Origin of the sequence: Corallococcus sicarius, assembly GCF_003611735.1 — a bacterium.
Classification (GTDB): domain Bacteria; phylum Myxococcota; class Myxococcia; order Myxococcales; family Myxococcaceae; genus Corallococcus; species Corallococcus sicarius.
This window is the reverse complement of the sequence record NZ_RAWG01000064.1, coordinates 12,615-26,947: the sequence shown is the minus strand read 5'-3', so window position 1 is coordinate 26,947 and position 14,333 is coordinate 12,615. Positions and strand designations below refer to the sequence as shown.

The following is a 14,333-nucleotide window of genomic DNA, read 5'->3' as shown; positions in this document are numbered from 1 at the left end:
CGTTGAAAGGAATCCCAGATGACGCCGGAGCCCCTCCTTCCCGACGCTTCCGTCTCCTTCTGGAAGCGTCAGCTCTCCGGCGCCCCGGCGCTCCTGGAGCTTCCGACGGATCGGCCCCGGCCTCCCGCGCAGCGACTCCAGCGGGGCACTCTCCAAGGAAGGCTCTCCGCCCCGCTCTCGACGGCCCTGGAGACGTTGGCCCAGCGGGAAGCGGTGCCGCTCTTCGTGCCCCTGCTCGCGGGCTTCAGCGCCCTGCTCCACCGGTACTCCCTGCAGGATGAGCTGGTCGTGGGCACTTCGGCGGATGAGGGGGTCCTCGCGCTGCGCCAGGACCTCTCCGACAACCCCCGGTTCGTGGACCTGATGGCGCGCATCCAGTCGCTCCATCAGATGGCTGTCCCCCACCGCCTGCCCTCGTTCGAGAAGCTCGCGGCGTCACAGGGCTTCAGCCATGCGCCGGTGTTCCAGGTGCTGTTCGTCTTCGCACCGCTGGAGGAGCAGCCCGCCGATGCAGTCCGCGCCCGCTGCGATTGGGTCCTCAGCGTGGCGCGGTCACCGGAAGGCTGGCGCACCAGCTTCGAGTACGACACCGACCTCTTCGACGCCGAGCGCATCCAGCGCATGGCCACCCACTTCCAGACGCTCCTGGAGGCCGCCGTCGCGCAGCCGTCACGCTCCATCGCCTCGCTGCCCCTGCTTCCCGCGGCCGAGCTGCACCGCGTCCTGCGCGAATGGAATGACGCCACCGTCGACTTCCCCCGCGACCTCTGCATCCACGAGCGCTTCGCCCTCCAGGCTGCCCGCACGCCCGACGCTCCCGCCGTCACCTATCGCTCCCGCACCCTCTCCTACCGTCAGCTCGATGAGCGCTCGAACCAGCTCGCCTGGCACCTGCGCTCGCTGGGTGTGGGGCCCGAGGCCCTCGTCGGACTCTGTGTCGACCGCTCCCTCGACCTCATCGTCGGCATGCTCGCCATCCTCAAGGCGGGCGGGGCCTACCTGTGCCTCGACGCCTCCCATCCCTCGGAGCGCCTGGCCTTCATGCTCCAGGATGCTCGCGTCAACGTCCTGCTCGCCCACCAGAGCAAGTTGGAGCGCCTGCCTCCCTTCGGCGGCACCACCCTCTGCCTCGACTCGGACGCCGCCGCCGCGCTGTTGAGGCAACAGCCCACCGACGCGCTGCCGCGCACCGCCGGGCCGGAGAACCTGGCCTACGTCATCTTCACCTCGGGCTCGACGGGCAGGCCCAAGGGCAGCGCCATCCTCCACCGGGGTGTCCTCGCGCTCGCCTTCGACCCCCTGCTGCACCCCTTCTCGGCTTCCGACCGAGTCGCCCAGGCCTCCAACGCGTCCTTCGACCCGAGCACCTTCGAGATCTGGGGCGCCCTGCTGCACGGCGCGCAGCTCATCGGCATCACCGCCAGTCCTGCCCACTCGCCCCACGAGTTCGTGGCCCAGGTCCAGGACGGCCGCGTCTCCGCGATGTTCGTCACCACGGCGGTGCTCCACCTGCTCGCACGCCAGGAGCCCGCCGCCTTCAAGGGCCTGAAGATGCTCGTCCTTGGCGGTGAAGCCGCGGATCCGCTGGCCCTGCGCGAAGTCCTCCAGCACGGCCCACCGGAGCGGCTCGTCAACGGCTACGGCCCCACCGAGTGCACCGTCTTCTCGTCCTTCCACCTCGTGGACGCGCCTCCCGCACTCGGCGCCCCTGTCCCCATTGGCCGCCCGCTCTCCAACGGCCCCCTCTTCATCCTTGATTCACTCCTTCAGCCCGTCCCCATCGGCGTCCCCGGTGAGCTGTACGTCTCCGGTGAACGCCTGGGGCGCGGCTACGTCCACCGCCCTGAGCTGACCGCGCTCACGTACCGGCCCCACCCGTTCTCCACCGTCCCGGGCGCTCGCCTGTACAAGACGGGCGACCGCGCCCGCTTCCTGGCGGATGGCCGCATCGAGTACCTCGGCCGCGCGGATCATCAGGTGAAGATCCGTGGCTACCGCGTCGAGCTGGGGGAGATCGAAGAGGCCCTCCGCCTGCATCCCGCCATCAAGGACGCCTCGGTCATCGCACTGGAAGCCGGAGGCGACCGGCGGCTGGCGGCCTACGTCGTTCCCCACGACGCGCTTCCCGACGTCTCAGCGCTGCGCTCCTGGCTTCGCGAACGCCTCCCCGAGCACATGGTGCCCGCGTCCTTCACTTCGCTCCCTTCGCTGCCCCTCACCGTCAACGGCAAGGTGGACCGTCGCGCGCTGCCCGCCCCGGTGCCTGCTCGCGGCGATGACCTCTCCTACGTGCCTCCGTCCACGCCCACGGAGATCGCACTCAGCGGCATCTGGGCCGCCGTCCTCGAAGTGGACCGGGTCGGGCTCAACGACGACTTCTTCTCCCTGGGCGGCCACTCCCTGCTCGGCACCCAGCTCGTCACGCGGGTGAACGAGACGTTCCACCTGCGGATGCCCATTCCGCAGATCTTCGACACGCCGACCCTCGCCCTCATGGCGGAGGCCGTGGATGCCGCACAGCGCATCGACGTCACCGAGCAGGGACCCGCGCTCGTTCCCTTCCCGCACGAGGGCGATCAGCCGCTCTCCTTCGCGCAGGAGCGCATCCTGTTCGTGGAGCAGCTCCACCCCGGAACCGCCACGTTCCGCATCCCCGGCGCCTACCGCATCACCTCACCGCTCGACGTCTCCCTGCTGGAGCGCAGCCTCACCGAGCTGACCCGCCGCCACGAATCGCTCCGGACCGTCTTCGCGGAGACCGAAACCGACTTCGTCACGCGCATCCTCCCCGTCCATCCCTTCGTCCTTCGGAAGGTGGATGTCAGCGACCTGCCTCCCGCGGAGCAGGCGGCGGAGACGGCCCGGCAGACGCGTCTGGAGCTTGAGCGCCCGCTGGAGCTGAGCACGGGCCCGCTGTTGCAGGGCACCCTGCTCCGCTTCCGCCAGGACGACCACCTGCTCCTCCTCACCCTCCATCACATCGTCTCGGATGGCTGGTCCTTGCAGGTCCTGCTTCGTGAGCTTCGGACCCTCTACGCGGACCCCGCGGCGAAGCGTCCCTCCACACTGCCTCCCCTGCCCGTCCAGTACGTCGAATTCGCCGTGTGGCAGCGGCAATGGCTCCGGGACGACAGGTTGGAGCGGCTGCTGAGCTATTGGCGCAAGCAGCTCGCGGGCGCGCCGCTCCTGCTGGAGCTGCCCATGGATCGGCCCCGTCCGCCCATCCACCGCCTCAAGGGCAACACGCACACGTTCCGGCTCTCCCCCGAGGTGTCCCAGGCCATCGAGGACCTCTGCCGCCAGGAGAACGTCACCCTGTTCATGGGCCTGCTCGCCGGGTTCAGCGCCCTGCTGCATCGCTACACGGGGCAGCAGGACCTCATCGTCGGCACGCCGCTCGCCGGTCGGGTCCGTCCGGAGCTTGAAGGGCTCGTCGGGCTCTTCGTCAACACGCTCGCGCTGCGGCAGGACCTGTCAGGTGCGCCCAGCCTCATCGAACTGATGCGGCGCGTGCGCGAGGTCACGCTCGGCGCCTATGCACACCAGGAGCTTCCCTTCGAGAAGCTCGTCGCGGACTTCCACCCCGAGCGCATCCTCAGCCACGCGCTGGTCGTCCAGGTGATGTTCGTCCTGCAGACCCCCACCCTGGATCCGCACCCCTCCACCGCGCTCCAGCTGGTCACCGCCGCGGAGCCGTGGGAGCTGCGCACCGGGACGTCGAAGTGCGACCTGATCCTCTTCATGTCCAAGTCACCGGAGGGGCTGCGCGCCACCTTCGAGTACGACACCGACCTCTTCGACGCCGAGCGCATCCAGCGCATGGCGTCCCACCTCCAGACGCTCCTGGAGGCCGCCGTCGCCTGGCCCTCGCGTCCCATCGCCTCGCTGCCCCTGCTTCCTGGAGGGGAGCGGCACCGCGTCCTGCGCGAATGGAACGACGCCACCGTCGACTTCCCCCGCGACCTCTGCGTCCACGAGCGCTTCGCCCTCCAGGCCGCCCGCACGCCCGACGCGCCCGCCGTCACCTACGGCGTCCACACCCTCACGTACCGTCAGCTTGATGAGCGCTCCAACCAGCTCGCCTGGCACCTGCGCTCACTGGGCGTGGGCCCCGAGGTCCTGGTCGGCCTCTGCGTCGAGCGCTCCGCGGACCTCATCGTCGGCATGCTGGCCGTCCTCAAGGCGGGCGGCGCCTACCTGCCCCTCGACGACTCGCACCCCTCCGAACGTCTGGCCTTCATGCTCCAGGACGCGCGCGTCAGCGTCCTGCTCGCTCACCAGCACAAGCGTGAGCGCCTCCCGCACTTCTCCGGTGCCACCGTCTGCCTCGATACCGATGCGGACGCATTGGGTCGCCTCTCCACCGCGCCCCTTCCTCCGACCTCCGGACCGGAGAACCTGGCCTACGTCATCTTCACCTCGGGCTCCACGGGCAGGCCCAAGGGCAGCGCCATCCTCCACCGGGGTGTCCTCGCGCTCGCGTTCGATTCCCTGCTGCATCCCTTCGCGGCTTCCGACCGTGTCGCCCAGGCCTCCAACGCATCCTTCGACCCGAGCACCTTCGAGATCTGGGGCGCCCTGCTTCACGGCGCGCAGCTCATCGGCATCACCGCCAGCCCCGCCCATTCGCCCCAGGACTTCGCGGCCCAGGTCCAGGAGGGCCGCGTCTCCGTGATGTTCGTCACCACGGCGGTGCTCCACCTGCTCGCACGCCAGATGCCCGGTGCCTTCAAGGGCCTGAAGACGCTCGTCTTCGGTGGCGAGGCCGCGGATCCGCTGGCCCTGCGTGAAGTGCTCCAGCACGGCCCGCCGGAACGACTCGTCAACGGCTACGGCCCCACCGAGTGCACCGTCTTCTCTTCCTTCCATCTCGTGGACGCACCTCCCGCTCTGGGCGTCCCCGTCCCCATCGGCCGCCCGCTCTCCAACGGGCCCCTCTTCATCCTCGACGCGCTCTTGCAGCCCGTCCCCGTTGGTGTCCCGGGCGAGCTGTACGTCTCCGGTGAGCGCCTGGGGCGCGGCTACTTCGACCGTCCCGAGCTCACCGCGTTCACGTACCGGCCCCACCCGTTCTCCACCGTCCCGGGCGCTCGCCTGTACAAGACAGGCGACCGCGCTCGCTTCCTGGCGGATGGCCGCGTCGAATACCTCGGCCGCGCCGACCACCAGGTGAAGGTGCGCGGCTACCGCGTCGAGCTGGGCGAAATCGAAGAGGCCCTGCGCCTGCACCCCGCCATCAAGGACGCCTCCGTCGTCGCGCGTGAGGCAGGAGGTGACCGCCGCCTCGCCGCCTACCTCGTGCCCCACGACGCTCTGCCCGACCTCTCGGAGCTGCGCGTGTGGCTGCGCGAGCGCCTCCCCGAGCACATGGTGCCCGCGTCCTTCACGTCGCTCCCGTCACTGCCCCTCACCGTCAACGGCAAGGTGGACCGACGCGCGCTGCCCGCCCCCGAGCCTGCTCGCGGCGACGCCCTCTCCTACGTCCCGCCCTCCACGCCCACGGAGGTGGCCCTCTGCCGCCTCTGGGCCTCGCTGCTCGACGTGGAGCGGGTCGGCCTCCACGACAACTTCTTCCACCTGGGCGGTCACTCCCTCCTCGCCACCCAGCTCGTCTCACGCGTTCGTTCGGAGCTGGGCGCGGAGGTCGCGCTGCGGGTCCTCTTCACCGGCCCCACGGTCGCGCAGCTGGCGCAGCACCTGGGCACGCTGATGCCCAACGATGGACCCCGACCGGTGCCTCCGTTGGTGCCCGTGCCTCGGGACCGTCCGCTGCCCCTGTCGTATGCGCAGGAGCGGCACTACCGCTTCTTCCTCAGCGCCCCCACGTCGAGCGCCTACAACATCCCCTCCGGCCACCGGATCCGGGGCCCGCTGAACGTCGAAGCGCTGCGGGGTGCCCTGCAGGGCCTGCTCGAACGTCACGAATCCATGCGGGTCCTGATCTCGAAAGAGGACGGGCAGCTCGTCCAGCGCGTCGCTCCCGCGGGCGACTTCCCGTGGCGCTACGAGGATCTGCGGGCAGAGCCCGACGCGGAAGCCGAGGCGTGGAAGCACATCCGCGCGGAGGCGCAGACCCCGTTCGACCTCACGCGGGACTCGCTCGTGCGCGCCACGCTCCTGCGCGTGAAGGACGACGAGCACCTGCTCCTGGTCTGCATCCACCACAGCACCTCCGACGGCTGGTCCATGGGTGTCATCGCCCGGGAGCTGGGAGCGCTGTACGCGGCGCGGGTCCAGGGACGCGCCGCGGACCTCGCGCCCCTCGTCGTGCAGTACCCCGACTACGCGGCGTGGCAGCGGTCGTGGCTCACCGGCCCCGAACTGGACCGGCGCATGGCCTACTGGCGGCAGGCGCTCGCGGGCGCTCCCACCGAGCTCCAGCTCCCCACCGACAGGCCCCGGCCTTCGGCGCGCACCTTCAACGGCGTGCGCCGCCCGGTCCACCTGGGCCTCGGTCGCAGCGACGCCCTCAATGCCCTGTGCCGGCGCGAACAGGTGACGCCGTTCATGGCCATGCTGTCCGCGTTCGGCGTCGTGCTCGCGCGCCGCTCCGGCCAGGAGGAGGTCGTCATCGGCTCGCCCATCGCGAACCGGCTCCTGCCGGAGCTGGAGCCGCTCATCGGCATGTTCGTCAACGGCCTGTGCCTGCGCGTCAGCGTGCGCGGCGCACCGGGCTTCCGCACCCTGCTCCAGCGCGTGCGCGAGGAGACGCTGGGCGGCTACGCGCACCAGGAGGTCCCCCTCGACCAGGTCGTGGCGGCCCTCGGTGTCGAGTTGCCCGCGAACCGCTCCCCGGTGTTCCAGGCGATGTTCATCCTGCAGAACGCCCCGGAGGCGGAGTTCGCGCTGGAAGGGCTCGCCGTGACGCCCATCGAGGTCAGCCGGGGCTCCGTCACCTACGAGCTGGCCCTGTCCCTGACGGAGCTGGAGGAGGGCTTCAGCGGCGTCCTGGAGTTCAACACCGACCTGTTCGACGCTCACACCGCCGAGGCCATCCACGCCGAGTTCCTCGGGGTGCTCGACGCGGTGGTGGCGGACCCGGACCTGCCGATGGGGCTCGAAGCGCGAGCCCCCTGAGGTCCGTCGCTACTTGTGCAGGGAGGCCGCGGCGATGTCCGCCGCGACCACCTGCACGGCGCGCGGGCGCTCGGCGAGGCGCAGCAGACGGAACAGCTCACGCGACAGGTGCTCCACGGAGCACCGCTCGTCCGCCACGGTGAGGACCACCTCGTAGTCGTCCCCCTCCGCGGCCCGGACCACTTGCGTGCGCGCCGTCAGCACCCCGGGCAACATCATGGCCAGCCGCCGCACGGAGGCCATGCTGATCTTCTCGCTGCCGCGCACGAGGAAGTCGGAGATGCGCCCCTGGAAGTACAGGTAGCCGTCCGCGTCGATGTCGAAGACGTCTCCCGTGGCCAGCAGCCGCGAGCCCTTCAGCGCGTGCTGCTTCTCCCCCTCCACGATGCCGATGCGGCGCTTCATCACCGTGTCCGACGCGACGAACAGCTCCCGCTGTCCATCCGGTCCGCGCGGGACGAGCGACACCTGCGTGCCGGGCAACGGCAACCCCACGGACGCGAAGCGGTGCTCCGGCTCCGCGTGCGCCGCGAGCGTCGACACCCGGGGCCCCGCCTCGGACAGACCATACGTGACGTACAGCTCGCCCCGAGGCCGCGCGTGCAAAAGCCGCTTCACGTGCTCCGGCGCGAGCACGTCCCCGCCCACGCCCAGGCACCGCAGGCCTTCCGGGAACGGCTCGCCGTGCTGGAGCAGGCTCCGCACGAGCAGCGGCGTCAGCGCGGACACGGTGATGCCCTGCTCGCCGAGCATGCGCAGGTACGCCGCGGGCTGGAACGGCGGGCCGCTGATGACCAGCTCCAGCCCCCTTCGCAGCGCGGAGAACGCCTGCGCGACCATCGAATACGAGTAGTACAGCGGCAGGTTCACCAGGGCGGTGTCCCCCGCGCGCAGGCCCACGGCGTCCGCGTGCCGATCCGCGTTGAGGAAGAGCGCGCTCAGGTCGAACACGCAGCCGCTCGCGAAGCCGGAGGTGCCGGAGGTGAGCAGCACCATCTCCCCGGGTTTCGCCCCAGGCAGTTCCGTCTCAGGGAACAGCGCCACCTCCGCCCCACCCAGCGCGAAGCGCTCCAGCCCCTGCGTGTGCGGCGCCGGGCTGCGCATGGCCACCAGGGCACGCGCCGGCAAGGCCTCCACCAGGGACTGTTGCCGACCCGCGGGCGAGGCGGGCGACACCAGCGCGGGGACGCCCCGGGCCGCGAGCACCGCGAAGACATGGGCCAGGAGCCCCGCACCGTTGGGCAGCGCGAGCAGCACCACGTCCCCCGGCCTGAGCCCCCGGGCCATCCATTCCGCCGCCAGGGTCGCCACGGAGCGGTCCGCGGTCGGGTGTGCTTCGGTCAGGTCGCGGATGCGGTCCAGGAACGCCTGCACGGCGGTCAGCGGAACGCCCGCGAGCTCCAGGAGGGGCGAGGCCATGTTCACTCCACTCAGGGTTGGAGGGACCGCGCCACGGCGTCCACGTCGACGCCAGGCCCGGCTCCCCGCGACAGGACGACACAGCCCGCGCCCGGAGGCCGGCCTTCGATGGCCAGCACGGATCCGATGAGGGCCCAGTCCACGACACCGCGCGCAAGCCACGCGGCGGACAACGCCAGCGCGACCTCCACGGCCGACGCCACGGGCATCGTCAGCGCCAACGTCGGACCACGCAGGCCGTGGACGATGCAGGACAGGCCCGTGGGGGCGCTCGGCGTCGCGGCGGGAAAGCGCAGCGGGGACGCGAAGCCCCGCGCTGCATCGCTCGCCACCTGTGCCCACGTCTCGCGGGGGCCCACCGCGCCCACCTGGATGAGCGAGCACCGGTCCGTCGCGCGCGTGAAGTCCTCGCCCAGTGCCCGGGTCGCCTCTCCCACGGCCATCACCAGCGCCCAGGACAACGGATCCGCGTAGCGCACGGTGGGCTTCCACCGCGCGGCATGGGGATTGGGCGCATCCGAGAACACCACCGCGCTGCCGCGCAGGGTCACCGCCAGAGGGGACGTCATCGCGACACCTCGAAGACGAGCGACGTGTCGAAGCCACCGAAGCCCAGCGTCACGCTCAGCCCCATCCGGGCCGAGTGCCGCGTCGGTGCGCCCACGGACAACGGACAGGGGAACTCCGGGTCCGGCTGCTCCAGTCCGACGATGGGCGGAACGATGCCCTCGCGGAGTCCCAGGATGAGCGCGAGCGCCTCCATCGCGCCGGTGGCCCCCAGGCTGTGCCCGAACGCCCCCTTCGTCGCGAAGACGAGCGGCCCACCGCTGGGGCCGAACACGCTCCGGAAGGCTTCGCGCTCCGCCCGGTCGTTCACGGGCGTCGCGGACCCGTGACCGTTGATCAGCCCAATCTCCGCGGCTCCAATCCCCGCGTCCGTCAGGGAGCGCTCCATCGCCAGCCGGGCACCCGCGGCCGCCGGATCCGGCGACGTCATGCTCGCGGCATCATTCGCGGAACCCACGCCACGCAGTCGCGCCAGCACGCGCGCCGACCGCCGCTCCGCGTGCGCCGCCGACTCCAGCACGAGGAACGCCGCGCCCTCCCCCAGCAGCATGCCGTCATGCCGCGTGTCATAGGCCCGCGTGCGGGACGGAGACAGGGTGGACAGCGCCGAGTGCGCCAGCCGCTTGCTCGGAGTGAGGACATCCACGCCGCCGCAAATACACACATCCGCGAGTCCCGCGCGGATGCACTCCGCGCCCACCAGGAGCGCGTCCGAACCGGAGGAGCACGCGGTGGACAGCACCACGGGCGCGGCCTTCGCGCCCAGCTGCTCCATCACCGCCTCCGCCCACCGGTGCAGCGGGGCCTCCCGGTCGCCGTCGTCATCCAGGAAGGCGCCCAGGCTGGTGCCCAGCACGAAGCGCGTACGGTCCCCGTCCCCGGGCAGCCCCGCGTCCGCCAGCGCGTCCCGCAGCGTCTCCACCGCGAGCGCTCGCAGCCGGTGGGCCGGGCCCGCGGGTTCCGGCGCCATCCCGCCATGCGCCGCCGAGGGCCCGCCCTTGCGCGTCCCTGCCGACCTCGCCTCCGCCGCGAGCCCTCTTCCGCCCGGGACGACGGCCGCCAGCGTGTTGCGCAGCCGGTGCGGCGAGGGAACGTCCACGAAGCCGTGCTCGCCCGCGAGCAGCCGGCGCCACACGGCCTCCAGCCCGCGGCCGAGCGGCGTCGTCCACGCCGCGCCGGTGACGACGACGGGCATCACCACAACGGAGCGCCCAGGTCGGAGACCCGGGAGCGGACGAGGCTCGCGCGGAACGCCGCCACACGGGTGGAGCCCACCATCGCCTTGCCCGTGAAGTGGAACAGCCCTCCGGCCAGCCGGTTCACCTGCACGCGCAGCAGCACCTGGTCACCCGGCACGACGACCTTCAGGAAGCGCGCCTCCACGGAGCCGATGAGCGTCAGCTCGTCCTCGGCCAGCATCGACGTGCTCATCTGGTAGAGGATGATGCCCGCCTGCGCGAAGGACTGGATGAGGTGGCTGCCCGGGTAGATGGCCCGCTCCGGGAAGTGGCCGGCGATGCAGTCCATGTTGCCGGAGATGGAGATGAGCGCGTCCAGGAACTTCCCCGGCTCATGGTCCACGATGCGGTCCAGGTAGACCATCGGGTGGCGGTGCCGCAGCCACTGCTTCAGCGCGGTGAAGCCCAGCGGCTTGGGCGTGCGCTCCACTTCGTTCACGGCGCCAGCTTGAGCGCGCTGCTGAGGGACGGCGGTAGACATGCGGGCACTCCGTTCTCTTTGTTGACGACGGCGAGGTCCAGACTTCCAAAGGCAAGCAACAGCGGTTCCGGCCCCGCACCTTCGCGGTACAGCTTCACGCCCAGCTTCAAGCTCGCGGGCCCGACGTGCTCCACGGCGGGCACCATCACCAACCAGTCCTGGAAGCGCGCCGCCGCGCGGTAGCTGACGCGCAGCTCCCGCACCCGCAGATCCAGTCCCTGCGCCGCCAGGACCTCCAGTCCGGCCCCCCGGCGCTCCAATTCCTCCAGCCCCGCCGTCTCCAGCAGCGACGCGTAGCGGGAGAAGTGCACGACCCCGGAAGCATCCGTGTCCACGTGCTCCACCTTGCGGCGCAGCGCGGAAGGAACCTCCGGAAGCGCGACCGCCGCCTGCGTCACGACCCGGACTCCACGAACGTCCGCACGCCGCGCTGGATGCGGGCCACCATCTCCTGGAGGTCCGCCTCCCCCGCGATGAGCGGCGGAGCAATGCGCATCGCCGGGAACAGGTAGCGCAGGCCCCGCGAACGCCGCCCCGCGCCAGCCATGAACTCCACGAAGATGCCCGCGTCGAGCAGCCGCGCCCGCAGCTTGCCCAGGTTGCCCGCCGCGCGCTCCGTCAGCTCGATGCCGTTCATGTAGCCCAGGCCCCGGACCTCCTGGAACACCTCCGGGAACGCCTGCGCCACGTCCTTGCGAAGCTGCGCGCGCAGCTGCTCACCCAGCGGCCCCGTGCGCTCCACCAGCCCCTCGCCGGACAGGTACTGGATGCCCGAGCGCAGCACCGCGCTCGTCAGGGGCCGCAGGTCGGACGTGGACACCGCGCCGCTGGAGCGCACCGACAGCTCGCGCCGGGCAATGACCATGGACGTGGAGACGACGCCCATGCCCAGGCTCTTGCCGATGACGGTGATGTCCGTGGGGATGGGCCCCTCCGCGTCCGTCATGCCGAAGAAGCGGCCCGTCTTCGCGAACGTGAGCACCTCGTCCGCCACCAGCAGCACCTCGTGCTCGCGGCAGAGCGCGGCCAGCCGGCGCAGGTAGCCCGCGGGAGGCACCAGGATGCCGGCGTCCCCCTGGATGGGCTCCACGAAGACGCCCGCCAGCTTCCGCCCGTGCTCCGCGAAGAAGGTCTCCAGGTGCTCGAACTCGCCGAACGGCAGGAACTGCACGTCCAGCCCCGCCGGGCCTTCCACGGGGGGCAGCGGAATGCCCAGCCGGTAGTGCCGGCGGTTGAGCAGGCTCACCAGGCCCTGCGTCCACCCATGCCACGCGCCCTCGAAGGCGAGGATCGTCCGCCGCTCCGCGCGCTCGGGCTTCGGCGCCATCCGCCGCCGGTCGAAGTTCGACTCCAGCACCAGCCGCAGCGCCAGCTCCAGGCCCTCGGAGCCGGAGTTGCGGCCGCTCGCGTGGTACGCGCTCCCCGGGAAGCGATCCGCCCAGAGCCCCTGCGGACCGAACAGGCCCTCCAGCAGCAGCGTGCGCTCCAGCGAGCCCAGCTCGTCGGTGACGTAGCCCGTGCGCTCCAGGCCGTCGCGCAGCGCCTCCTGCATGCGCGGATGGCCCGCGCCCAGGCACGCGCTCGCGTAGCCTCCGCTGGCGTCCAGCACCTCCACGACGCGGCCCGCGTCCGGCCCCTCCAGCGCGGCCATGTGCTGCACCAGGCCCTTCGCCTGAAGGCAGACGAAGGGCAGGCGCCCCCCGCCGTAGTGGTCCATCTGCAGCGCCATGCCGGCGCGCAGGCGGGCCACCTCCTCCGCCCCGAGCGTCTCCCCCGCGGCGGGCACCTTCACTTCGTGCCCCCCTGCTTCTGCTGCTGGGCCTTGAGCTTCACGATGAGGGCCGACAGCAGGTTGAGGGTGCGGAAGTTCTCCGTGTCGAAGTCCTCGTCGGAGATGCTCACGCCGAACTGGTCCTCGCAGATGACCCGCAGCTCCAGGAAGCCCACGGAGTCCAGGCCGACGACGGACTGGAGCCCGTCGTCCCCGCCAATCTGCTCCTCGGGGATCTCCACGAAGAGTTGGTTCGTCAGGATCTTCTTCAGGCTGCGCGAGACGTCTTCCTGCATGGCGGGCGTCCTCTCTTCAGGGGGTCGATGCTTCGGTTGGAATGCTCAGGGGGCCCACGGTGCCCTTCGTCACGCGCAGCAGCTCCGCGGGCGTGAGGCGCAGCAGCAGCTCCGGCCGCCCACCGCCGCCGTACCCTTCGGGGTACTGGAGGACGGCCTCGTCCACGAACACGCGCAGCGGTCGGGGGTAGCCCAGGGGCGGCGTGCCGCCCGGCGGATAGCCCGTCGCCTCCAGCGCCCGCTCGGTGCTCGCGAACACGGCCTTGCGACAGCCGGCGGCGCGCGCCACCGCCTTGAAGTCCACGCGCCGGTCCCCGGGCAGCACCACGACGAGCACCTCGTCCGCGTCCGTCGTCAGCACCAGCGACTTGAAGATGCTGGCCACGGGGATGCCCAGCTCATGCGCCGCGGCGGCCGCCGTCGTCATCGGCGTGGCCAGCGTCAAGAGGCGCGCGTCCACCTGCTCTCGCGCGAGGAACTCGCTCAGGTCGGCCACGGCGTCACCCCGCCACCGTGAGGAGGAGCTTGCCGATGTTGCGGTTGGCCTCCATCTCCGCGTGGGCCTCCACCACCGCCTCCAGCGGCCACGCTCCGTGGATGACGGGCCGCAGGCCTCCCCGCGCCAGCACCTCCATCCACCGCTGCCGGAAGCGCGCGTTGACCTGCCGCTTCTCCACCATGGGCCGCAGCCGCAGGGACGAGCCCTTGAGCTGCAACCGGCGCTGGACGACGCGCAAGAGGTCCAACTCCGCCGCCATCCCGTCCAACAGGCCCACCAGCACCAGGCACCCCTCGTGCTTCAGCACGGAGAGGTTGCGCGACAGGTACGCGCCGCCCACGAAGTCCATCACCAGCTCCACGCCCTCGCCGCCCGTGCGCGCCAGCACCTCCGCGACGAAGTCCTGGCGCCGGTAGTCGATGGCGACATCCGCGCCCAGCTTCGTCAGCGCCTCCACCTTCCGGGGCGTGCCCACCGTGCACAGCGCCGTCGCGCCAATGTGCTTCACCATCTGCACCATCGTGGTGCCGATGCCGCTGGCGCCCGCGTGTACGAGCACCGTCTGCCCGGGCTTCAGCCCGCCCAATTCGAACAGCGTCTCGTTCGCGGTGAGGCAGGACTCCGCGGTGGCCGCCGCCTCCTCGAAGCTGAAGGCCTCCGGGATGACGAGCGCCATGTCCGCGTCCAGCAGGCAGAACTCCGCGTAGCCGCCGCCCTCCACCACGCCGAACACGCGCTGGCCCTTGGTGAAGCCCTTCACGTCCTCGCCCCACGCCTCCACCGTGCCGGCGACCTCCACGCCGGGGATGGCGGACTGGCCCTCCGGCACGTGGTACACGCCGGCCCGCTGGAGCAGGTCCGCGCGGTTGAGCGCGGTGACGTGCACCCGCACGAGCAGCGCGTTGCCCGTGGGCACCGGCCGGGGAACCTCGCGCAGCTTCACCACCTCCGGGCCCCCGGAGCCTTCGTAGACGACGGCGCGCAT

General features: G+C 71.4%; 10 protein-coding genes. 1 reads left to right on the top strand and 9 read right to left on the bottom strand.

The window, feature by feature from the left end:
• Positions 1–18 precede the first annotated feature (18 nt).
• Positions 19–7,077, top strand: a complete 7,059-nt coding sequence (locus tag D7X12_RS12875; RefSeq protein WP_120625571.1) for a non-ribosomal peptide synthetase — start codon at positions 19–21, stop codon at positions 7,075–7,077.
• A gap of 9 nt (positions 7,078–7,086) precedes the next feature.
• Here D7X12_RS12875 and amcH read toward each other — a convergent pair whose 3' ends face one another.
• From amcH to D7X12_RS12830, 9 genes are read right to left on the bottom strand one after another with little or no spacing between them, the layout of a single operon-like run.
• On the bottom strand, positions 7,087–8,496 hold the full coding sequence (gene amcH, locus D7X12_RS12870; RefSeq protein WP_120625570.1) for an adenylate-forming 2-oxoglutaryl-ACP ligase AmcH: 1,410 nt from the start codon (positions 8,494–8,496) through the stop codon (positions 7,087–7,089).
• A gap of 11 nt (positions 8,497–8,507) precedes the next feature.
• Positions 8,508–9,065 carry a cispentacin moiety biosynthesis protein AmcG gene (gene amcG, locus D7X12_RS12865; protein ID WP_120625569.1) on the bottom strand — a complete coding sequence of 186 codons (558 nt, stop codon included), beginning with the start codon at positions 9,063–9,065 and terminating at the stop codon, positions 8,508–8,510.
• Complete coding sequence (amcF, locus tag D7X12_RS12860; protein ID WP_244224518.1) at positions 9,062–10,258, bottom strand: cispentacin biosynthesis acyltransferase subunit AmcF; 1,197 nt, start codon at positions 10,256–10,258, stop codon at positions 9,062–9,064. Before amcF ends, amcG begins: the two co-directional genes overlap by 4 nt.
• Complete coding sequence (gene amcE, locus D7X12_RS12855) at positions 10,258–10,782, bottom strand: cispentacin biosynthesis cyclizing decarboxylase AmcE (protein WP_120625567.1); 525 nt, start codon at positions 10,780–10,782, stop codon at positions 10,258–10,260. Before amcE ends, amcF begins: the two co-directional genes overlap by 1 nt.
• A complete protein-coding gene (locus tag D7X12_RS12850; RefSeq protein WP_120625566.1) occupies positions 10,737–11,180 on the bottom strand; it encodes an acyl-CoA thioesterase in 444 nt (147 codons plus the stop codon). The genes amcE and D7X12_RS12850 overlap by 46 nt, the downstream gene beginning before the upstream one ends.
• Positions 11,177–12,574: an amipurimycin biosynthesis protein AmcC gene (gene amcC / locus D7X12_RS12845; RefSeq protein WP_120625565.1), complete on the bottom strand. Its 1,398-nt coding sequence runs from the start codon at positions 12,572–12,574 to the stop codon at positions 11,177–11,179. The genes D7X12_RS12850 and amcC overlap by 4 nt, the downstream gene beginning before the upstream one ends.
• Entirely contained in the window at positions 12,571–12,849 is a 279-nt protein-coding gene (gene amcB / locus D7X12_RS12840) for a cispentacin biosynthesis acyl carrier protein AmcB (RefSeq protein ID WP_120625564.1), read from the bottom strand. The genes amcC and amcB overlap by 4 nt, the downstream gene beginning before the upstream one ends.
• 16 nt (positions 12,850–12,865) lie before the next feature.
• The gene (locus tag D7X12_RS12835) at positions 12,866–13,345 is read right to left on the bottom strand and encodes an aminoacyl-tRNA deacylase (protein ID WP_244224517.1); all 480 of its coding nucleotides are present in this window, start codon (positions 13,343–13,345) and stop codon (positions 12,866–12,868) included.
• A 4-nt stretch (positions 13,346–13,349) separates the two neighbouring features.
• Complete coding sequence (locus D7X12_RS12830; RefSeq protein ID WP_120625563.1) at positions 13,350–14,333, bottom strand: NAD(P)H-quinone oxidoreductase; 984 nt, start codon at positions 14,331–14,333, stop codon at positions 13,350–13,352.

Bases quoted from the DNA above. Each gene is read 5' to 3' on its own strand.
- amcG (WP_120625569.1), bottom strand. From the start codon at position 9,065: ATGACGTCCCCTCTGGCGGTGACCCTGCGCGGCAGCGCGGTGGTGTTC.
- amcH (WP_120625570.1), bottom strand. From the start codon at position 8,496: ATGGCCTCGCCCCTCCTGGAGCTCGCGGGCGTTCCGCTGACCGCCGTG.
- amcF (WP_244224518.1), bottom strand. From the start codon at position 10,258: ATGCCCGTCGTCGTCACCGGCGCGGCGTGGACGACGCCGCTCGGCCGC.
- D7X12_RS12830 (WP_120625563.1), bottom strand. From the start codon at position 14,333: ATGCGCGCCGTCGTCTACGAAGGCTCCGGGGGCCCGGAGGTGGTGAAG.
- D7X12_RS12875 (WP_120625571.1), top strand. From the start codon at position 19: ATGACGCCGGAGCCCCTCCTTCCCGACGCTTCCGTCTCCTTCTGGAAG.
- amcE (WP_120625567.1), bottom strand. From the start codon at position 10,782: ATGTCTACCGCCGTCCCTCAGCAGCGCGCTCAAGCTGGCGCCGTGAAC.
- amcB (WP_120625564.1), bottom strand. From the start codon at position 12,849: ATGCAGGAAGACGTCTCGCGCAGCCTGAAGAAGATCCTGACGAACCAA.